The following is a 19192-nucleotide window of genomic DNA, read 5'->3' on the forward strand; positions in this document are numbered from 1 at the left end:
GCTCCACGTAGTTGGCCGTAAATCTTAACGGGTTGCGACTTTGCTATTGGGAGGATGTCGTAGTAATGACAATTGCGTTACGGGAATTTATAACCCGCAGGAAAAAGGAACTTAATGCCCTCATACTGGCTCATTTTTATCAGCCGCCGGAAATTCAGGATGTGGCTGATTTTGTAGGGGACTCCCTGCAGCTGGCGCGGCAGGCCGCAGAAACTGATGCTGGAGTCATTGTATTCTGCGGAGTAAGCTTTATGGCGGAGAGCGCCAAAATATTGAGCCCGGATAAAATGGTTCTTCTGCCCGAGATAAAGGCTGGCTGTGCCATGGCCGACATGATTTCCGCTAATGGCTTAAAAAATCTAAAAGAAAAGCATCCCGGGGCGGTGGTGGTATGCTATGTCAATTCTACCGCCGAGGTTAAGGCGGAAAGCGATATATGCTGCACTTCGGCCAATGCGGTAAATGTGGTAAAGTCCATACCGGCGGACAGAACCATTATTTTTGTCCCGGACCGCAATCTGGGAGCCTATATCCGGAGCCGGACCGGACGGGAAATGATACTCTGGGAAGGCTGCTGCCCGGTTCATGACCGGCTGGGCGGGGAAGAAGTGAGAAATCAAATGAAGCTGCATCCCGGCGCCAAAGTGGTGGTGCATCCGGAATGTCCGCCCGATGTTATCCAACTGGCTGATGCCGTAAGGTCAACAGCCGGTATATTGAATTATGTAAAAACCAGCCCGGAAAAAGAGTTTATTATTGGTACTGAAGAGGGCTTTTTATATACCCTGCAGCAAAACTGTCCCGACAAGGTATTTCACCTGGCCCGGCAGGAGTTCCGCTGCGAGGATATGAAACTGACCTCCCTGGATAAACTGGCTGCTGCTCTGGAACGGCTGGAATACCAGATTGAAGTCCCGGAGGATATCCGGCAGAAAGCCTATATAACCCTGGAGCGAATGCTTAAGGTAAATTAAAAGACTTGGAAATTCGCTGCCCTTCACCACTAATGGGCTGAAATTTAAAGGGAACTGTATGCCTTATTTGCGGAGTCCAAATTGAATCTGTGTTAATCTGCGGTTGATCAACATCATTAATGGGAAACGAGAATAGGGATATGATTACTACCAGGTACATAGGAATTCTCACCCGGGATATGCCGGTAATTAATACCGATTTTTTAATTATCGGCGGAGGTATAGCCGGTCTGTTTACCGCCTTAAAAGCGGTAGCCTATGGCAAAGTCACCGTCCTAACCAAGAAAACAATTGAAGAGTCCAATACGGGTCTGGCCCAAGGGGGAATTGCCGCTGCTGTTCATGAAGAGGATTCCCCTTTTTTGCATCTTGAAGACACCCTGGAGGCTGGCGCCGGGCTTTGCGACATAGAAGCAGTTGACGTACTGGTCAGGGAAGGCCCGTCCCGGGTAAGGGAACTTATCCAGGCCGGGGCCCAATTCGACATGAAAGACGGCAATATTTCGTTAACCCGGGAGGGAGCCCATAGTAAAGCCCGCATCCTGCATGCGGCGGATGCGACTGGTGAAGCCATCCGCATAGCTTTGGTCAAGCGCTGCGAGGAAAATCCGGACATAAAAATCGTAGAAAACCAATTTTTGGTGGATATTCTTACCGGCACCATGGGGAGAGAGTGCTATGGCGCTCTGGTATACGATGCCGGCAGTGACACCCCCCTGCTTTATGCTGCCCGGGCTACTATTATCGCCACCGGGGGAGCGGGGCAATTATATAAGAATACTACCAACCCTGATGTGGCCACTGCTGACGGTATGGCTGCCTGTTTTCGGGCCGGTTGCTGCCTGACCGATATGGAGTTTATCCAATTCCATCCCACGGTGCTTTTTAGCCGCGACACCCAGCGTTTTCTTATTTCCGAGGCGGTTCGAGGCGAAGGCGGACTACTCTATAACCGGCAGGGGGAAAGGTTTATGTATAAATACCATCCTCTGGAGGAACTGGCGCCCCGGGATGTGGTGTCCCGAGCCATTTTAAACGAAACCAGCATGGCCGGCGGTGAATATGTTTATCTGGACATGACCGCCATACCAAAGGTAACTGCCCGTTTCCCCAATATTTACCGCACCTGCTTGCAGCGGGGAATCGATATCAGCCGGGATTACGTGCCGGTATCACCTGCAGCTCATTACACCATGGGAGGGATAGAAACCAATACCCATGGCGAAACCGGAATTTACGGGCTGTATTCTTGCGGAGAAGCTGCCTGTACCGGAGTACACGGGGCCAACCGTCTGGCCAGTAACTCTTTGCTGGAAGGCATTGTTTTCGGCCGGCGTATAGTGGACAAGGTGGAAGAAGTGCTCTATCGCCGCACGATAAAAGCGGATGAGATTTTCCGCCACTTCGACCCGGGCGGACTCTTTGTACCCGGGGAGGAAAAGCTGGCCCCGGGAGAATGCAAACCTGCCCTGCAGGAAATTATGTGGGATAAAGTGGGTATAATACGAAACGAGGACAGCTTAAAAGAGGCTAATGAGCAAGTTGAATATCTGTATAACAACCTGGCCCGGGGGAATGACCCGCTGGCCTACTACGAAGTGATAAATATGCTGACCGTGGCCCGAATTATCATCCAGGCCGCCCTATGGCGCAAGGAGAGCCGCGGCGGCCACTACCGCTCCGATTATCCTCAGCGCGACAACCTCCGCTGGCTAAAACACACCAGCTTCGTCAACTGCTAGGGGAGTCCGGGTAAATCTGCGGTCAAATATAACAGGAGGCTTGGTTATGGAATATATCAGATTGAACGAACTTATTGCCTGGGCCTTGGCGGAGGATATCGGCCACGGGGATTTGACTACCGCAAGCCTTATTCCTGACGAAATGCAGGCCTCGGGAGTGTTTGTGGCCAAAAGCCCAGGAGTTCTTGCCGGAATAAATATCTCCGAAGCGGTTTACCGCTACCTTGATCCCGGAATCAAATTTGAAGCCTTTAAAACTGATGGTGAGACCCTGGCTAAGGGTGATATAATTGCCCGGGTTACGGGCAAGGCTGCCACTCTCCTTACGGGCGAAAGGGTAGCTTTGAACTTCCTGCAGCGTCTCTCCGGTATCGCCAGCAAAACCCGGCATATGGCGGAATTGATAAAATATCTGCCGGCTGAGCTGATAGATACCCGCAAGACTACTCCCGGCCTGCGGGTGCTGGAAAAATATGCGGTAACCGTAGGGGGAGCCCGCAACCATCGTTTTGGTCTATATGACGGGGTATTGATCAAGGACAATCACATCAGGGCGGTGGGGAGCATAGCCCGGGCAGTATCGGATGCCCGCAAAAAAATCCCTCATACCGTAAAAATTGAGGTGGAAGTAGATAACCTGGAACAATTGCAGCAGGCCCTGGAAGCACGGGCTGATATAATCCTGCTCGACAACATGGACGCGGAACAGATGAAACAGGCGGTGGAAATCACTGCCGGACGGGCGCAACTGGAAGCCTCCGGGGGCATCAACGAAGAGACCCTGGTCGAAGTGGCCAAGAGCGGTGTAGACCTGATATCATCCGGAGCCCTTACTCATTCCGCCGTCAGCCTGGACATCAGTTTCGACCTTACCGAAACCTGGTAAAAGGACCGGAGAAGGACAGCTTGGGGCTGCCTCCCCCTGAGAGCCTTACGGTTTCTTCTGTTCCTCTTGCGAGTGCCATGATTTTGATATACGTACCCCGCCGATCAAAGTGGCGGCCGGGGTGAGGCTTACCAGGTAGCAGAAGCCGGTGCTGGCCAGCACTACCAGCAGGTATAAGGCCAGCATGGGTAGGTCACCCTGCCAGGGATAGGCCCACCAGCGGGAAGGCACGCCGAAGAACAGGATAGACAACACCAGCGGGTGCGAAAGGTAAATCAAAAAGGACTGGTCAGCCAGCCAGCGAATCGGACTTTCCCAGCGTCTAAACCATTCCTTCCAGCGCAAAGCCAGAGAATAGAGAAAAAAATGTCCCAGCAGGGTGTACAAAATAAGGCTGGGTTTTATAGCGATATAGACCCGGGTATAATAACTGTCTGCCAGCAACAGGCCGAGGCTGAGCAGAGCCAATATCCCCAGCAGCCACTCCCGGCCTCGCACCAGATTCGCCATTTCTTTAGTATGGGCAGCCATATACATGCCCAGTACAAAGTAAAAAAGCCACAGCGGAAAAAGGGTGCAATACAGGAACCCCAGGTAGGGCAGGGTTATAAGCTTTAGTTCACTTAGGTAAACTAATGTTTGCCCGGTTAGAGTAAGCACAAAAGACAACAGCAAAAGGGAGCCCGGATAACGCTTTAGCCATATTCGCAAGAGGGGGTAAAGCAGGTAAAGCTGAAATATTATTATCAGAAAATAGAGGTGGAAAAAACCGGTGCCGAACATAAGGTGTTTAGCCAGGCTGACCGCAAATGATTGGGTATCAGGCCAGAACTGACGATAGAACCAGGCTGTCGCCAGTACGTATATGACCGTCCAGAATATATAGGGATTCAATACCCGGCCGAAGCGTCGGCTGAGGAAAAACTGGACCGGCAGCCATCTCTGCCGGTCGGCGAAGTAGAGTACGAAACCGGACATAATAATGAACATGGGAACAGCGTTGCGGGTAGCCTGATTACCCAGGAACACCAGCCAGTTGGAGCCAAGGTCATAGCGGGCGGTGATATGAATGGCTATTACCGCCAGGGCGGCAAAAATCCGCAGCAGATCGTATTCGATTAAACGCTCCCGCATAATATGCCCACTCCCCATGTACTTAATAACAAGATTTACTATACAATAGAAAACGGATATTCTGCAACCAACCAAAACAAGGGGATGTCTTTCTAAAAGCAGTTGTCATCGCTGAGGGCGGTTGTTTTCTAAATAACGGACCAGGAAAGGATAGTTAAAATTGCCTTTTAACTCCTATGGATTTATCTTTATATTTCTCCCGGTGACCGTAGCGGTATATTTCCTGCTGAACCGACAGGGTTGGAGCAAGGGCGGGAAGGTATGGCTGGCAGTCAGTTCCCTGTTCTTTTACGGCACCTTCAGCATTTACTATCTGCCTCTGATACTGGGCTCCATCCTGGTCAACTACCTTGTCGCCGGCGTTCTGGGCCGGGAAAGCCTTGCCCCGGGAAAAAGCCGGCTTCTCCTCAGTGCGGGCCTGGTATTCAATATTGGCCTGCTGGGATATTTTAAATATGCCGACTTCCTGATTAACAACCTGAACTACTTTCTGGGCCGTGATATAGCATTTCTGCGAATAGCCTTACCGGTAGCCGTTAGCTTTTTCACCTTCGTGCAAATCGCCTACCTGGTAGATATTTATCGCGGCGAGACCCGGCAGAAAAAACTGCTGGATTATTTGCTCTTTGTCAGCTTTTTCCCCTATTTATTATCGGGACCTATAGTTCGCCATAACGAATTGGCCGGACAGTATGACGACCCCCTCCTTAAGACCCCGGATTATACTAATATCGCGGCCGGAATTTTCCTGTTCAGCCTGGGCCTGTTTAAAAAACTGGTTATGGCCGACACTCTGGCAGTCTGGGCCAATTTTGGCTTCGACACGGCTTTAAGCCTTACCCTGATAGAAGGCTGGGTAACATCCCTGTCCTATACCCTGCAGCTCTATTTTGACTTTAGCGGTTATACCGACATGGCCTTGGGCGTAGCTCTGCTGTTCAACATAAAACTGCCCATAAACTTCGATTCCCCCTACAAGGCGGTCAGCATTCAGGACTTCTGGAGGCGCTGGCATATCAGCCTGAGCCGTTTCCTAAGGGATTATATCTATATACCCCTGGGGGGCAGCCGGGCTGGTGATTTCAAGCTCTACCGCAACCTGCTCCTGACTTTTTTAATTGGCGGGCTGTGGCATGGAGCCGCCTGGACCTTTGTCTTCTGGGGCTTTTTGCATGGAATGGCATTGGTTGTCCATCGCGCCTGGCAGAAATTGAACCTGCCCATGAACAAGGTTCTGGCCTGGCTGATAACCTTCAACTTTATCAATGCCGCCTGGGTTTTTTTCCGGGCCCACAGTTGGAACGACGCCATCAAGGTGCTTAAGGCCATGGCCGGTTTAAATGGGGTAACGCTGCCCGAGTCGCTGGCAGGCATGCTGGGTTTTCTGACCCGATGTAATATAAGCTTCGGCGGATTTCTTATGGAAGATTTCCTGCACCTGGCGGTACCCGTTTTGCTGGTCTGTTTACTCCTGGTGGTTTTCACCAAGAACTCTCTGGAACTGAAGCGTAAATTTAAGCCCTCACCAGTCAACGCGGTCTTTGCAGCCGCCCTGGCAATTACCGCAATCCTGAGTCTGACGCGGGTCAGCGAGTTTATCTACGTTAATTTCTAAAGATATCTTTACTAAAATAAACAAATGCTGGAACTATTCTTGTACTTTACCAAAACTGGCGGGAGATTCATTAATGGATGCTTATAAAAAATGGATAATTACAACCTTAACCCTTATATTGCTGCCCCTTTCAGCCATTGCCGGCTTCAATTTTTACATTGACCCGCTGTGGAATTTCAACCACGCTCATCATTGCAACCGGATTCAAATGTCTTTTAATGAAAGACAGCAGAAGACTAATCTCATTACCTTCGGCAGCCATGACTATAATGCCCTTATGCTCGGCAGCAGCCGGGTGACTTATATCAGCCAGTATGACTTCCCCCGACTCAGGGTATTCAACTATGCCCTGAACAATATGCTGCTTGGCGAGTACAGCGAATACATCGATTATGCCAAACAGCAGGTGGGGCATGATTTTGACTGCGTAATAATCGGACTGGACTTTTTTGCTACCAACAAAAACCTGGAGCTTCCCAGCCAGTTTGAACCACCCTCCTATTACTTCGGGCAATCGCAGCAACTGGGGTATCGCTTTAAAACGTTGCTGTCAACCGATGTCCTGAAATATGCCCGCAAAAATTATGAAGCCTCGCGGGAAGGCTTGCCCCGCAGTTACGCTTATGACCGGGCCAATGTCAAGACTCTGGTGGCCCCTGCTCCGGAAGACCGGCAGTGGCTGATCAATAACAACCTCAAGTGGTACGGGGAAAAGGTCTATGGCGCCACCTACCGGTATGATAGTGTAAAACCGGTCCTGCAGGAGCTGAAGAAGGCCAACCCTCATACCCGGTTTATCATATTCACCACCCCCAGCTCGGATCTGTTGTTCCAGCTGCTCATCCGCCAGGGGCGCTTTGGCGACTATGAGCGATGGATTCGCGACTGCGTGGAGGCTAATGGGGAAGTTTACAACTTTATGTATCCTAACTCCATAACCGGCGATCTTGGCAACTATTACGACGCCAGCCATTTCTACCCGCGGACAGGCACCTTGATAGCCCGCCGGATCAGCGGTTATAAAGATGAAAGCCTGCCGGAGGATTTTGGGGTGCGGGTAACCCCGGAAAACCTTGACCGGCACCTGCAATACGTGGCCCGGAAGGCTGGGCTGTAGCTCCGTAATTGCTTCTTGGCAGATTGTTAACCGCATGATAAAATTGGGGTTAACAAATTGCAAAGGAGTAATCACATGAAAATCTCTACCCGCGAAATTGTACTGGCTGCAATGTTTACTGCTATTATGTGTGTACTCACCATCATGGTGCGGGTTTTTCAACCGGTGGTAGTAATCCCGTTCAGCTTGCAGCCCCTGGTAATGCTGCTGGCCGCCTACCTCCTGTCCCCCCGGGCCGCTTTTCTGAGCATGCTGGCCTATCTGTTGCTGGGACTGATCGGGCTGCCGGTGTTCTCCAGTCCTCCTTATGGCGGACCCGCATACGCGCTGGTACCCAGCTTCGGCTTTTTGCTGGGTTTTGCCCCTGCTGCCTGGGTGCAGTCACGGCTGATAAAAAACACCGGGCTCCTAAACTTTATATTGGCCGGTCTGGCGGGTATAATCACTTATAATGCCATAGGTTTGCCGTATATGTATTTGATATTGAATTTCTATCTGAAAAGCAGTATTGATATACTAAAGGTAATAGAGATCGGATTCGTCCCCTTCTTTGCCCTGGATTTGGCAAAGATGGCGGTGGCTGCCCTGCTGGCCCGGGAACTGAGCAGGAGATTGGATATAAAAAGAGCGTTAACATGATTCCGCTTGCTGTGACTTAAAGGAGGAGGCCAAGATGATACTGGTATTCGATGTTGGCAACACTAATATGGTAATCGGGGTTTTTAAGGAAGACGACCTTCTTACCCACTGGCGTATTCGCACCGATACCCAGCGTACCTGCGACGAATACGGCATGATAATCAAGGCCCTGTTCGACTACCAGCAATTGGACATGAAGTTGGTTAAGGCCGTGGTAATTTCTTCAGTGGTACCTTCCCTGATGATAGAACTGGAGAGGCTTAGCCACCAATATTTCTCCTGCCGCCCCCTGGTCATCGGGCCGGGGATTAAAACGGGCTTGGCCATCAAGTATGAAAACCCGCGCGAGGTCGGAGCCGACCGGGTGGTAAATGCTGTGGCTGCTTTCAACAAATACGGGGGGCCGTTAATTATTGTGGATTTCGGCACTGCCACCACCTTTTGCGTGGTCAATGACAAAGGGGATTACCTGGGCGGAGCCATAGCGCCAGGGATAGTAATTGCCAGTGAAGCCCTGGTAGCCAAAGCGGCCAAACTTCCGAGGGTTGAACTGACCAAGCCCCGCAGCCTGATAGGCAAGAATACCGTGGCCAGTATGCAGGCCGGAATCATATTTGGCTTTGTCGGCCAGGTGGAAGGGATAATTAACCGCATGAAAAAGGAAATCGCAGGTCAGTGCCGGGTAGTGGCTACCGGAGGGCTGGCTCGGGTAATAGCCCGGGAAACCGATACTATTGAAATTGTGGATGATTTTCTCACCCTGGATGGTTTACGCATGATTTACGAAATGAACCGGGGGTAATAATGTTTAAAATTGGAGCAGTCAATATTCCCAACCGGGTGGTATCGGCTCCCATGGCCGGAGTAACTGATCGGGCTTTTCGCCATATGGCCAGATTGTACGGTTGTGGGCTGGTTTTTTCAGAGATGATAAGCGATATGGGTCTGGTATACAACCAGGCCAAGACCCGCCAATTGGCTGAGCGCAGCGGGGAAGACCCGCCCCTGGCTTTGCAGATCTTCGGCTCTCAGACGGAGCCGATGGTAAAGGGCGCTCTGGCTCTGGAAGAGCTGGGAGCTGATCTGATAGATATCAACATGGGCTGTCCCACCCCCAAGATAGTAAAGAATGGCGAGGGGGCAGCCCTGATGCTGGACATACCCCGGGCCCGGGAAATAATCCGGGAAATCGTTCGGGCGGTCAAGGTCCCGGTAACCGTTAAAATGCGCAGAGGCTGGAACGACGAGGATAAAACCTGTATCGAGCTGGCCGGAGCAGCAGAGATGGAGGGGGCCGGTGCCGTAACTTTGCATCCGCGCAGCCGGAATCAGTTTTTTTCCGGACAATCCGACTGGGATATGATCGCAACGGTGAAAAAAAACCTGAGCATTCCGGTAATCGGCAACGGTGACATCTGGACGGCCGGGGATGCTAAACGCATGATGGAACATACCGGCTGTGATGCCGTCATGATTGGACGGGGCGCCATGGGCAACCCTTTCATATTCAAAGAAACAACTGAGCTGCTGGAAAAAGGGAAACATCTGCCTCCTCCTGCCATCAAGGAACGGATAGCTGCCGCCCATAAACACCTGGATCTGGCCTGTTCCTTTAAAAACGAAGCGGTAGCTATAAGGGAAATGCGCAAACACCTGGCCTGGTACACCCGGGGCCTGCGGGGCGCCGCCCGCATCCGCCAGGACATAAACCACGCCATCACCCGGGAAGAAATGGAAGCCATCCTCCGCAGCCTGCAGCAGTAGCATATCGGTGACAGGGGACGGCCCCGATCCCTGCTTGCTCTCCTCTTGCATACGATTCTATTAACGTGCTAAAATGAGAAAAGTTGTGAACAATATTGTGCGCAAGGAGTTGCTTATGGAATTTTATCGTATTCAGGATAAGATTATAAGCTGGGAAAGAATTGACAAGACTCTGAAAAAGGCGCTGAGCATGAGGGCCCGGGGTTTTTCCCAGCAGGAAACCGCCGACCGCTTGAAAATAGACCGTACCTTTATTTCCCGTCTGGAAAGCATCGGTGAACTGCGTAAGGGTCAGTCCATCGCCTGCGTAGGTTTCCCCATTTTAAACAAGGAGGAAGTGCGGGAGATTCTTGAAAAAGAAGGAGTGGACTTCATCCTGCTGATGAGCGAGCGGGAAAGGCTGGATTTTGTCAACCGTCGCAGCGGTAAAGAATTGCTAAATGAAATGATGGATCTTACCGCCCGGGTACGCAGCTATGAAGCTGTCATCTGCATAGGCTCCGATGAACGCATAAAGTTGATGGAAGGGGTGCTGGATGGGCAGGTAATATCCATGGAAATAGGAACATCCCCCATCACCGAAGACAAATGGGTCGATCCCTCCGAATTAAGAAAAATCCTGCGCTCTATAAAATCCGCCCGGTAATATTATCTTTGAGTCATAAATTTATATCAAAGGAGGCTTAATATTGAAACGGGTTGTAAGTGTCAGTCTGGGTTCGTCCAAGCGCGACCATGCCTTTGAAACTGATTTCATGGGGCAAGCGTTCCGCATCGAAAGAATCGGCACTGATGGAGACTGGGACAAGGCCATAAACCTTATACGGGAACTGGATGGAAAGGTGGATGCCTTTGGCATGGGGGGGATCGACCTTTACGTCCACTTGGCCGGCAAACCTTATATAATCAAAGATGCCCAAAGGTTAGTGGCGGAAGCCCGCAAGACCCCCATGGTTGATGGCAGCGGCCTCAAAAACACCCTGGAACGCAAATGCGTAATGGATATCCAAAAAGACGGCATCATGGATCTCAGGGGGAAAAATGTGCTTATGGTCTGTGCGGTTGACCGTTTCGGCATGGCGGAAGCCTTCGAGGAGGTAGGAGCCCGTCTTACCCTGGGCGACTTTATCTATACGGTGGGGATTCCTCTGCCTCTGCATTCACTTAATACCTTAAAAATTGCCGGGCGCATCGCCGCCCCCTTTGTGGTGCGTATGCCCTTTGATAAAATTTACCCCACGGGAAAACAACAGGAGGTCATAATTCCCAAGCATTCGAAATATTATTATAAAGCGGATATTTTAGCCGGTGATTTCAACTATATCCGCCGCTACCTGCCCGATAAACTCAACGGGCAGACCATAATTACCAATACCACCACCAGTGACGATATGAAATTGCTGAAACAGCGGGGAATCAAGAGGGTGATTACCACTACGCCGGACATGGGCGGCCGTTCTTTCGGTACCAATGTAATTGAGGCCCTGATGGTTGCCATTATGCAAAGACCGCTGAACCAGATTGCGCCACAGGATTATTATAATATGCTGAAAGAGCTCAATATGAAGCCCGGGGTGGTGGACCTGGAGAGGTTAGATGCTTGATCTGGATTTTGCCTTTTTAAATTTGAACCATGATGAAAAACGGGGTCTGGTGTACCGGAAATATTTTCTGGACCGACTGGGCCCGGTTTTTTTTTCTCCCCGAGTGGAAAAACTAATTCAGTTAAGTGACCTCAACTTCCGGGGGTGCCAGATAAGCATGCCGCTGGGGCCGGGTAATCTGAGCCTGATTGAGCCCGAAACGCGTCAGCTGATGCTTAATCGTTCGGTAGATATAGCGCGGGAATATCAATTGCCCGGCCTGGCTGCGGATCGTCGTTTAAAGCAGCAATTGCATGAATTATCCATTAGTTTTCCGCTGGTCTTTGGGGATAATTTTATCAAGGCGCTGGCCGTAGCCTTGACCGCCCGGATGCTTTCCCGCCGGGAGATAAAAAGGGTCATCCTGGTGGGAGAAACCGACTATTTTTCTGATTTTATCGGCGGAATCTGCGCCCACGGAATCCCCCTGTCGATTCAGACCAGGTTTCCGGCTCGGTATGAGGTGATGGCTTACCGTTTGCTCTACGAGAAAGGATATGCCGTTAGTACCAGCGTTTTAAGCCCGCAAACCTGGAATGAAGGCGAGCTGGTCTTTATCCTGGACCCCCGGGAGGAGGGGGTGGCCGTGGCTTTTCCCCGCGTCTGCTGCATCCGGCTTACCAATAACAGCTGCGGTCTGGCCCCGGAGCTGGAAGCCAAGCTGGACAGAAATGGAATAGTAAACAACCTTTATAACCTGGCTCCGATAATGGAAACTTGCATGCTGGCAGAAGCAGGATTTTTGTCGTCTGGTGGAGAAAAGATATGGGCAAACGGAGCAACCCTGGAGGAAGGACAGAAATTCCTTGGGTTACAGCAGGTCGGAGCTGAACTGGGTCTGTGGGACCTGTTTCTTGACAAGGCCATATGAGCTCCTTATAATACCATAAAGATAGCTGCAGGGGCCAGCCTTTTTTATTATAGGGAGTTTCAGGCCAGAGCTAAAAATAAGAGGGCTTAATTTTTAGAGTTAGGGAGCGATGAGATGACAGAAGAGAAAGAAATTATTCTAACCAAGGAAGGCCTGCAAAGGCTCGAGGCTGAGCTGGAGCACCTGAAATCGGTGCGGCGGGAGGAAGTGGCCGAACGGATCAAACAGGCGATAGCCTTTGGTGATATATCCGAAAATTCGGAGTATGAGGACGCCAAGAACGAACAGGCCTTTATCGAAGGCAGAATCATGACCCTGGAAAAGACTCTTAAGAATTCCCGTCTTATGGAAGAAACTGATATCCGTACCGATGTGGTTTCGCTAGGCTCCAGGGTAACCTTAAAAGAAGTCAAGTCCGGCCGGGAGGTTAACCTTTTGCTGGTCTCTTCGGTGGAGTCGAAACTAAAGGATGGTAAAATTTCTGATGAATCGCCGGTAGGCCGTGCCATCCTGGGCAAGAAAGTCAAATCCACCGTGGAAGTAGAAGCCCCGGCAGGAATTATTAAATACAAGATCATGAAGGTAGAGAAGTAGTACTTAAAGTATTTAAGGAAGTGTACACATGTCGGAACAGGAACAAAACATTAACGAACTGATAAGAGTGCGCCGAGAGAAGCTGGAAGAGCTGCGGGCTGCAGGTATTGATCCGTTCGGACAGCGTTTTGACCGGGATACAACCGCCCAGGCGGTTCAAAATGACTTTGCCGGCCTGGAAGGCCATACGGTGAAAATTGCCGGACGCATCATGTCCAAACGCCGCCATGGCAAGGCTGGTTTTGCCAATCTGCAGGATCTTTCCGGAGATATCCAGCTCTATTTTCGCCAGGACGACCTGGGCGAGCCCCAATATGACTTATTCAGGAAACTGGATATAGGCGACATACTGGGAATTACCGGCGAGGTCTTTCGTACCCAGAAAGGCGAAATCAGCATCCACGTAAGAGACCTGGTTTACCTCTCCAAATCTCTGCACCCCCTGCCGGAAAAATGGCACGGGCTTAAAGATGTGGAACTGCGCTACCGCCAGCGCTATGTTGACCTCATCGTTAATCCCGAGGTAAAGGAAGTCTTCATCAAGCGCAGCAGGGTCATCAAGGAAATGCGAAACTACCTGGATGAAAGGGGCTTCCTGGAGGTGGAAACCCCGATGATGCAGCCCATAGCCGGCGGTGCTACGGCCCGGCCCTTCGTTACCCACCATAATGCGCTGGATATGAACCTTTATCTGCGCATTGCCCCCGAGCTCTATTTGAAGCGCCTGATTGTGGGCGGACTGGAAAAAGTCTATGAAATAAACCGCAACTTCCGCAACGAAGGAATTTCCACCCGGCATAATCCTGAATTTACCATGATGGAAGTATATCAGGCCTACGCTGATTATGAAGTTATGATGGATTTGACCGAGAACCTGATTGCCGCTGTGGTCGACCGGGTGAACGGCAGTATGGTGGTGGAAATGGAGGGGCAGCGCATTGATTTCACCCCACCCTGGCAGCGGATATCCATGCTGGAAGCGATAGAAAAATATACCGGGGTTAACTTTACCGCCATAAAAGCGGATGAAGAAGCCCGAGCGGCAGCGCGCAGCCTCAATATGGAGGTAAACGACAGCGCTACCCGCGGAGATTTAATCAATGAGGTTTTTGAAGAGTTTGTGGAGCAAAAACTTATTCAGCCAACTTTTGTTTACGGGCATCCGGTGGAGATATCCCCGCTGGCCAAAAAGAACGCGGCCAACCCCCAGTTTACCGATCGTTTTGAGGTGTTCATCATGCAGCGGGAGATAGCCAATTCCTTCTCGGAGCTCAATGACCCCATCGACCAGAAAGAGCGTTTCCAAAAGCAGGTGGAGAAAAGAGCCAAGGGGGACGGCGAGGCGCACATGATGGATGAGGATTACATAAATGCCCTGGAATACGGCATGCCCCCGGCAGGCGGCCTGGGCATCGGCATCGACCGCCTGGTCATGCTGATTACCGCTTCCCCCTCGATACGCGACGTAATTCTCTTTCCTACCCTGCGGATAAAAGAATAACTGCAGGGACAATAAAATCAGCAAACAGGGACGTTTCTTTTTTGCCGGCAGTTCGCCGACAGAAGGGAACGTCCCTTTTGTCGGCTTGCTAGTCGGGCGGATTTGCTATATGATACTAGAGAATATACCGGCAGACAAGAGGAGGAGTAAGCATGCTGGATGAGAAGGGAAGGCTGTTTGGTTTTATCAACATCATAGACCTTCTGGTTCTTATATTGATTCTGGTCGTAGCAGCAGGTTTTTTCTACAAGCATAAAAACGCGGCCCCGGTTGCAACCCATACGGCCAGGGTCAAGGTTATCTGCCCTTACCTGCGCCCCGAGGTGGCTGAACAGATACATGACGGCGACCAGCTTCTGGCCCGGGGGCAGCTGCAACCGGTGTATATCAAGGACGTTGAGATTGTGACCGCACGTGATTCCGATACCCGGGATGACGGCACCCTGGTACTGCAGCAGCACCCTTTCCGCAAGGATGTTTACCTTACCCTGGAGGGGCCGGTTTCTTACACCGGAGCTGAAATCTATATGGCCGGACAAGGTATCCGGGCAGGATTGGACAAGTATATCTTAAAGACCCAGGTGGTCGAGGTGACGGGTGAAATTTTGGAGGTAGAAGTAAAGAAGTAGCGGTAATAAAGTGGTGGTTTAAATGAACTATTGGGAAAACAGCATTATTTATAGAGCAATATCCGGCAGTTGGTTCCTGGGCTGGCTGGTATCCATCCCCGGGGAGCGCTCTGACTGCTATAGTAATTCGTATGCTTACCGGCTCGGCAACAATTTGGCAAAATTTTTAACCCGGTATTTGCAGCGTCTGGGACGGGTCCTTATTGCCCAGGGTAAAACCAGTGCCTTTATCGCTAATCCCGCCGGCTTTGTTGGCCTGTTGGTGTTTTTCTACTTCGGTTTTGACTTGAGCTTGAACGATTACGGCTTAAAGCGGACCCTAATAGAGATCCTCTTGATGATAACCGGTCTGCTTCTGCCAGCACTAAAACCTTATCCGGGCATCTATCGGGGCAGTATCATCTACCGCTTTTGCAGCTGGTGGACCGGGACCGATTAAAATAAGAAACCACAGATTTTTGCGAAATCTGTGCTTTTATATTAAGGAGCAACAAATGGAACGATTCAGTCAGGCACTAAGCCGTTATCTCCTATATATCGTGCCTGCCTACGTGCTGGTAGACTACTTCCTGCGCTTGAGCGGGAGCTCCCTGCTGGTCAGCCTGTGGGATGAAATCCTTTTCATCCTCATCGCCGGCAGCTGGGTGCTGCATATCGCGGTTAAGGGGGTCAAACCGGTCAGCGGCGGCCTTCTTATACCCCTTTTACTATTTTACGGCGTGGTCTTTTTCAACTACCTGGCCGTAAGCGGGGAACCAGCCGTAGCCATGATGGAACTGCGGGCGGTGACTCAATACAGCTTCTGGTTTTTCCTGGCCTTAAACCTGGTAAGCAGTAAACAGCAGATCAAAAATATCTGTGACCTTTTTCTGCTGGTAGGTCTGGTAGTGGCCTTATACGGCATTTATCAATATGCCGCCGGGGTGGCTATGCCTGCTGCCTGGGTTGATAAGGCCGAGGTAGGCATCCGCACCCGGGCCTTCTCCTTTATCGGCAGCCCCAATGTGCTGGGCAGCTTTACCATACTCAACATAAGCATTGCCTTTGCTTCCTTTATGGCCAGCTCCAACTGGATCAAAAAGCGCCTTTATCTGGGAACTGCCGGTATATCAGCCCTATGTTTGGTATTCACCCTGTCCCGCGGCGCCTGGCTGGTATTCTTCTTTGCTTTCATCCTGCTGGCCCTGTGGCTGGATAAGCGCATTATAATCGCTTTACTGCTGCTGGCTTTTATTACTCCGGCAGCAGTACCTTCGGTCTACAATCGTATGGCTTATATGTTCAGTCCCCAGTATGTGGCCTCCAGTTCTGAAGGCGGCCGCATTGCGGGCTGGTCGAAAGCCGTGGAATACTGGCAGGGCGCACCTGCCGCCGGACTGGGATTGGGCCGGTTCGGCGGCGGAGTAGCCATTGCCAATTTCCCCAAGGGCGCCTACAGTGTTGACAACTACTACCTTAAACTGGCTACCGAAACCGGTCTTATGGGGATAACCGCCTTTCTCTATCTGCTGTTTTCCGCGGTGCGCAAGGGCAAAAGAGCGGTGGACAGGGCTTCCGACCCATATCTAAAGGTCTTGGGAACCGGCATCCTGGTGGCTCTGATCGCCATATTGGGACATAATATGGTGGAGAACCTGTTTGAGTTTCCCCTGATATCCACCTACTTCTGGTTCTTCCTGGGCGTGCTGCTGGCACTGCCTTTAATTTCCGACCCGAAAGTGGGAGTTGAGCAAGATGGCTAGGGTCAAAGTCTTACATGTGATTGGCGGCGGAGAAGTAGGAGGGGCTGAGGAACTGGTCCTGACCCTGATGAAACTGCTTGACCCGGCAAAATACCAGCCATTTCTGCTTTGCCTCTGTGAGGGGCCATTTGCCGATTTGGCGGCCCGGCAGGGATTTCCCGCCGGTATCGTTGCCATGAAACACCGGTTGGATCTTACTACGGTTGACCCGCTCAGACGATATATTAAAGAGCAGCATATTGATTTGGTTCATACCCACGGGGTACGGGCGAACCTGGTAGCCCGCCTGGCCGCGGCCCGGGAGGGGATACCGGTGGTGACCACCGTGCACAGCGTACTGCGCTATGACTATGATTCACCCTTCAAATCTGTCCTGGCGCGCTTCTTAACCCGGCTTACCAATAAACACAGCGCTAAATTCATTGCCATTTCCGGCGCCATTGCTGACGAAATTAGGCAGATGGGGGTTCCCGGCGATAAAATCGTAACTATTCACAACGGCCTGGATACCGGTAAATTTTCCCCTCCCCGGGAAGCCGGTGAGGTGAAGCGGGAATTGAACCTGGATCCGGAGCGGCGAACGGTAACCATGATAGCCCGCCTGCACCCGGTCAAAGGACATGAGTATTTCCTGCGGGCCGCCCGCCAGGTGATAGATACGGGTTTTAAAGCCCAGTTCTTGATTATCGGCGAAGGTATTGAACGCCGCCGTCTGGAACAGCTGGTCAGGGAACTGGGGCTTGCCGAAGTAGTGAAAATGCCAGGCTACTACAGCTCCATCGAGGACATCTACGGAGTTTCGGATATCCTCTGCGTGCCCTCGGTTATGGAAGGCCTGGGGCTGGTGGTTCTGGAGGCCATGTACTTTAAGGTCCCGGTAGTGGCCAGCAACACCGGAGGTATTCCGGAAATAATAAGCCACCGGAACGACGGCCTCCTGGTCGAACCCCGGGATTACCGGGGTCTGGCCCAAGCTATCATGAATATCCTGGTAGACAGCGACCTGGCCGCCCGTCTGGTCGCCCAGGGCCGGGAAAAAGTAAACCGATTCACCCTGCCCGGCATGGCCCAAAAAGTCGAGCAGGTCTATGAGGAAGTGCTGAAATAACAGGCAAGAGGATGAATTTCACCCGGTCCGATGCTGTACCTGGTCCAGATGTTGGGCGATAAGGCTGCAGAGGATTTCGACCCGGTTTTCCCAGGAATGTTCTTGGGCCAGGTTGAGGCGGGCCTGGATTTTGGCGGGGCTGTCATCCAAGCCTCTCTCTATAGCGGTTATGAAACCGTCCCTTCCTGCACCGATTTCCACTACGGCATCAAGCATCTCCATTTCCGGCATAGGGGTTGAAGCTATGGGCTTGCCGGAAGCCAGGTATTCGTAGAACTTAAGCGGGTTTACCGCTTGGGAAAGCTGGCCGGCTCTGAAGGGGTTTAAGCAGACATCGAATTTTTTCAGGTAACCCGGCAGTTCCTCTTTGCTGCGGCTGCCGGTAAAACAGACATTAGGCAAATCTTCAAAGGCAGTTATGTCAGCGTCTATCTCCACCGGCCCGACCATGATAATCGACCATTGGGGCCGGGACAGCGCTACCTGGCGAATGAGCTCCAAATCAATCCATTCTTTAATACGGCCGATAAATCCCAAGACCGGCCCCGGGATATCCCGGACATCTTCAGGGACGGGCAGGTCTTGGTTCTGGGCAGTACCGAAGTGGGCTACATCGGCAGCATTGCGCAGAAGGTGTATTTCCCGGGCATAGCGGGACTTATCGTCATAGAGCGGCTGGGCGGTGGCCAGGACCAGGTCGGAGCGCTGGAGCAGCTCAATTTCCATTTCTTTTACCAATCGGGGGTTAAAACCCTGAAAGGCGGAGTGCTCGTCGACGCAATCGTATACCAGCAGCTTCTCTCCCATCTGTCCCAGCATATCCGCCGTATTGGGCAGATAGGTGAGCAATATGGGCTCATGAAAGCTGATAGCGGCACAGGCCTTTTTCAGGGCCCGGGCCAGGAGACGCTGGTTGAGGCGGTTTACCCAGCGCCAGCGATTGGCGAAGGGTAAAAGCAAGGGCGGCGAGTAAAGGTAGAGGTTATCCTTTATCTGCCGTAAGCCCTGCCGCCAGAGAGACCATTTATACCAGAGAGAACGGTCTTTAAAAGGCGAAAGCAAACTTAAGGGAGCTTCCACGTAAATTATCCGGTTGGATGCGGGCATGCGCCACACCAACTGCTGGGTACGCGCCCACAGCGGCTCAAAATCCACCCCGGCAATACATAATATATCCTGATTCTCAAGCTTCATAATGCTGCTCCCTTAATTATATTATTATCTGCGTAATCT

The 19192-nt window shown here is 51.5% G+C and carries 19 protein-coding genes; 17 read left to right on the forward strand and 2 right to left on the reverse strand.

What is annotated here, in order from left to right; genetic code table 11:
* The first annotated feature begins 65 nt into the window (after positions 1-65).
* The 3 genes from nadA to nadC all read left to right on the forward strand — a co-directional run bounded on the left by nadA (position 66) and on the right by nadC (position 3602).
* Positions 66-974: a quinolinate synthase NadA gene (gene nadA, locus ACU70B_RS00985; protein ID WP_447184504.1), complete on the forward strand. Its 909-nt coding sequence runs from the start codon at positions 66-68 to the stop codon at positions 972-974.
* A gap of 140 nt (positions 975-1114) precedes the next feature.
* Positions 1115-2716 carry an L-aspartate oxidase gene (nadB, locus tag ACU70B_RS00990; RefSeq protein ID WP_447184505.1) on the forward strand — a complete coding sequence of 534 codons (1602 nt, stop codon included), beginning with the start codon at positions 1115-1117 and terminating at the stop codon, positions 2714-2716.
* 46 nt (positions 2717-2762) lie between these two features.
* On the forward strand, positions 2763-3602 hold the full coding sequence (gene nadC / locus ACU70B_RS00995; RefSeq protein WP_447184506.1) for a carboxylating nicotinate-nucleotide diphosphorylase: 840 nt from the start codon (positions 2763-2765) through the stop codon (positions 3600-3602).
* A 45-nt stretch (positions 3603-3647) separates the two neighbouring features.
* On the opposite strand, the gene ACU70B_RS01000 is transcribed toward nadC, so the two are convergent.
* A complete protein-coding gene (locus ACU70B_RS01000; RefSeq protein WP_447184507.1) occupies positions 3648-4736 on the reverse strand; it encodes an acyltransferase in 1089 nt (362 codons plus the stop codon).
* Positions 4737-4896: 160 nt separating this feature from the next.
* On the opposite strand from ACU70B_RS01000, the gene ACU70B_RS01005 reads away from it, so the two are divergent.
* The 14 genes from ACU70B_RS01005 (at position 4897) to ACU70B_RS01070 (ending at position 17959) form a co-directional block, all read left to right on the forward strand.
* Positions 4897-6351 carry an MBOAT family O-acyltransferase gene (locus ACU70B_RS01005; RefSeq protein ID WP_447184508.1) on the forward strand — a complete coding sequence of 485 codons (1455 nt, stop codon included), beginning with the start codon at positions 4897-4899 and terminating at the stop codon, positions 6349-6351.
* Positions 6352-6424: 73 nt separating this feature from the next.
* Positions 6425-7468 carry a hypothetical protein gene (locus tag ACU70B_RS01010; protein WP_447184509.1) on the forward strand — a complete coding sequence of 348 codons (1044 nt, stop codon included), beginning with the start codon at positions 6425-6427 and terminating at the stop codon, positions 7466-7468.
* A gap of 75 nt (positions 7469-7543) precedes the next feature.
* Entirely contained in the window at positions 7544-8107 is a 564-nt protein-coding gene (locus ACU70B_RS01015) for a biotin transporter BioY (protein ID WP_447184510.1), read from the forward strand.
* Between the two features lie 34 nt (positions 8108-8141).
* Positions 8142-8909 (forward strand): type III pantothenate kinase, encoded by a 768-nt coding sequence (locus ACU70B_RS01020; protein ID WP_447184511.1) that lies wholly within the window; start codon positions 8142-8144, stop codon positions 8907-8909.
* A gap of 2 nt (positions 8910-8911) precedes the next feature.
* Positions 8912-9871 carry a tRNA dihydrouridine synthase DusB gene (gene dusB / locus ACU70B_RS01025; RefSeq protein WP_447184512.1) on the forward strand — a complete coding sequence of 320 codons (960 nt, stop codon included), beginning with the start codon at positions 8912-8914 and terminating at the stop codon, positions 9869-9871.
* A 115-nt stretch (positions 9872-9986) separates the two neighbouring features.
* Positions 9987-10517 (forward strand): transcriptional regulator, encoded by a 531-nt coding sequence (locus tag ACU70B_RS01030; protein WP_447184513.1) that lies wholly within the window; start codon positions 9987-9989, stop codon positions 10515-10517.
* A gap of 43 nt (positions 10518-10560) precedes the next feature.
* A complete protein-coding gene (locus tag ACU70B_RS01035; protein WP_447184514.1) occupies positions 10561-11475 on the forward strand; it encodes a DUF8754 domain-containing protein in 915 nt (304 codons plus the stop codon).
* Positions 11468-12385 carry a hypothetical protein gene (locus ACU70B_RS01040; RefSeq protein ID WP_447184515.1) on the forward strand — a complete coding sequence of 306 codons (918 nt, stop codon included), beginning with the start codon at positions 11468-11470 and terminating at the stop codon, positions 12383-12385. The genes ACU70B_RS01035 and ACU70B_RS01040 overlap by 8 nt, the downstream gene beginning before the upstream one ends.
* Before the next feature lie 114 nt (positions 12386-12499).
* Positions 12500-12979, forward strand: coding sequence for a transcription elongation factor GreA (gene greA, locus ACU70B_RS01045; protein WP_447184516.1), 480 nt, complete (start codon positions 12500-12502; stop codon positions 12977-12979).
* A gap of 28 nt (positions 12980-13007) precedes the next feature.
* Positions 13008-14480 (forward strand): lysine--tRNA ligase, encoded by a 1473-nt coding sequence (lysS, locus tag ACU70B_RS01050; RefSeq protein WP_447184517.1) that lies wholly within the window; start codon positions 13008-13010, stop codon positions 14478-14480.
* A 152-nt stretch (positions 14481-14632) separates the two neighbouring features.
* Entirely contained in the window at positions 14633-15109 is a 477-nt protein-coding gene (locus ACU70B_RS01055; RefSeq protein ID WP_447184518.1) for a DUF4330 domain-containing protein, read from the forward strand.
* Between the two features lie 22 nt (positions 15110-15131).
* Positions 15132-15548, forward strand: coding sequence for a hypothetical protein (locus ACU70B_RS01060; RefSeq protein ID WP_447184519.1), 417 nt, complete (start codon positions 15132-15134; stop codon positions 15546-15548).
* Between the two features lie 55 nt (positions 15549-15603).
* The gene (locus ACU70B_RS01065) at positions 15604-16851 is read left to right on the forward strand and encodes an O-antigen ligase family protein (RefSeq protein ID WP_447184520.1); all 1248 of its coding nucleotides are present in this window, start codon (positions 15604-15606) and stop codon (positions 16849-16851) included.
* Positions 16844-17959 carry a glycosyltransferase gene (locus ACU70B_RS01070; protein ID WP_447184521.1) on the forward strand — a complete coding sequence of 372 codons (1116 nt, stop codon included), beginning with the start codon at positions 16844-16846 and terminating at the stop codon, positions 17957-17959. Before ACU70B_RS01065 ends, ACU70B_RS01070 begins: the two co-directional genes overlap by 8 nt.
* Before the next feature lie 18 nt (positions 17960-17977).
* Here the strand turns inward: ACU70B_RS01070 and ACU70B_RS01075 are convergent, their stop codons facing one another.
* Positions 17978-19153, reverse strand: coding sequence for a glycosyltransferase (locus tag ACU70B_RS01075; RefSeq protein WP_447184522.1), 1176 nt, complete (start codon positions 19151-19153; stop codon positions 17978-17980).
* Positions 19154-19192 lie beyond the last annotated feature (39 nt).

This window comes from Syntrophomonas curvata, assembly GCF_052976825.1.

Excerpts from the sequence above, each read along its gene's own strand:
- nadA (WP_447184504.1), top strand. The coding sequence starts at position 66 with ATGACAATTGCGTTACGGGAATTTATAACCCGCAGGAAAAAGGAACTT.
- nadB (WP_447184505.1), top strand. The coding sequence starts at position 1,115 with ATGATTACTACCAGGTACATAGGAATTCTCACCCGGGATATGCCGGTA.
- nadC (WP_447184506.1), top strand. The coding sequence starts at position 2,763 with ATGGAATATATCAGATTGAACGAACTTATTGCCTGGGCCTTGGCGGAG.
- ACU70B_RS01000 (WP_447184507.1), bottom strand. The coding sequence starts at position 4,736 with ATGCGGGAGCGTTTAATCGAATACGATCTGCTGCGGATTTTTGCCGCC.
- ACU70B_RS01010 (WP_447184509.1), top strand. The coding sequence starts at position 6,425 with ATGGATGCTTATAAAAAATGGATAATTACAACCTTAACCCTTATATTG.
- ACU70B_RS01015 (WP_447184510.1), top strand. The coding sequence starts at position 7,544 with ATGAAAATCTCTACCCGCGAAATTGTACTGGCTGCAATGTTTACTGCT.
- ACU70B_RS01020 (WP_447184511.1), top strand. The coding sequence starts at position 8,142 with ATGATACTGGTATTCGATGTTGGCAACACTAATATGGTAATCGGGGTT.
- dusB (WP_447184512.1), top strand. The coding sequence starts at position 8,912 with ATGTTTAAAATTGGAGCAGTCAATATTCCCAACCGGGTGGTATCGGCT.
- ACU70B_RS01030 (WP_447184513.1), top strand. The coding sequence starts at position 9,987 with ATGGAATTTTATCGTATTCAGGATAAGATTATAAGCTGGGAAAGAATT.
- ACU70B_RS01040 (WP_447184515.1), top strand. The coding sequence starts at position 11,468 with ATGCTTGATCTGGATTTTGCCTTTTTAAATTTGAACCATGATGAAAAA.
- greA (WP_447184516.1), top strand. The coding sequence starts at position 12,500 with ATGACAGAAGAGAAAGAAATTATTCTAACCAAGGAAGGCCTGCAAAGG.
- lysS (WP_447184517.1), top strand. The coding sequence starts at position 13,008 with ATGTCGGAACAGGAACAAAACATTAACGAACTGATAAGAGTGCGCCGA.
- ACU70B_RS01055 (WP_447184518.1), top strand. The coding sequence starts at position 14,633 with ATGCTGGATGAGAAGGGAAGGCTGTTTGGTTTTATCAACATCATAGAC.
- ACU70B_RS01060 (WP_447184519.1), top strand. The coding sequence starts at position 15,132 with ATGAACTATTGGGAAAACAGCATTATTTATAGAGCAATATCCGGCAGT.
- ACU70B_RS01065 (WP_447184520.1), top strand. The coding sequence starts at position 15,604 with ATGGAACGATTCAGTCAGGCACTAAGCCGTTATCTCCTATATATCGTG.
- ACU70B_RS01070 (WP_447184521.1), top strand. The coding sequence starts at position 16,844 with ATGGCTAGGGTCAAAGTCTTACATGTGATTGGCGGCGGAGAAGTAGGA.
- ACU70B_RS01075 (WP_447184522.1), bottom strand. The coding sequence starts at position 19,153 with ATGAAGCTTGAGAATCAGGATATATTATGTATTGCCGGGGTGGATTTT.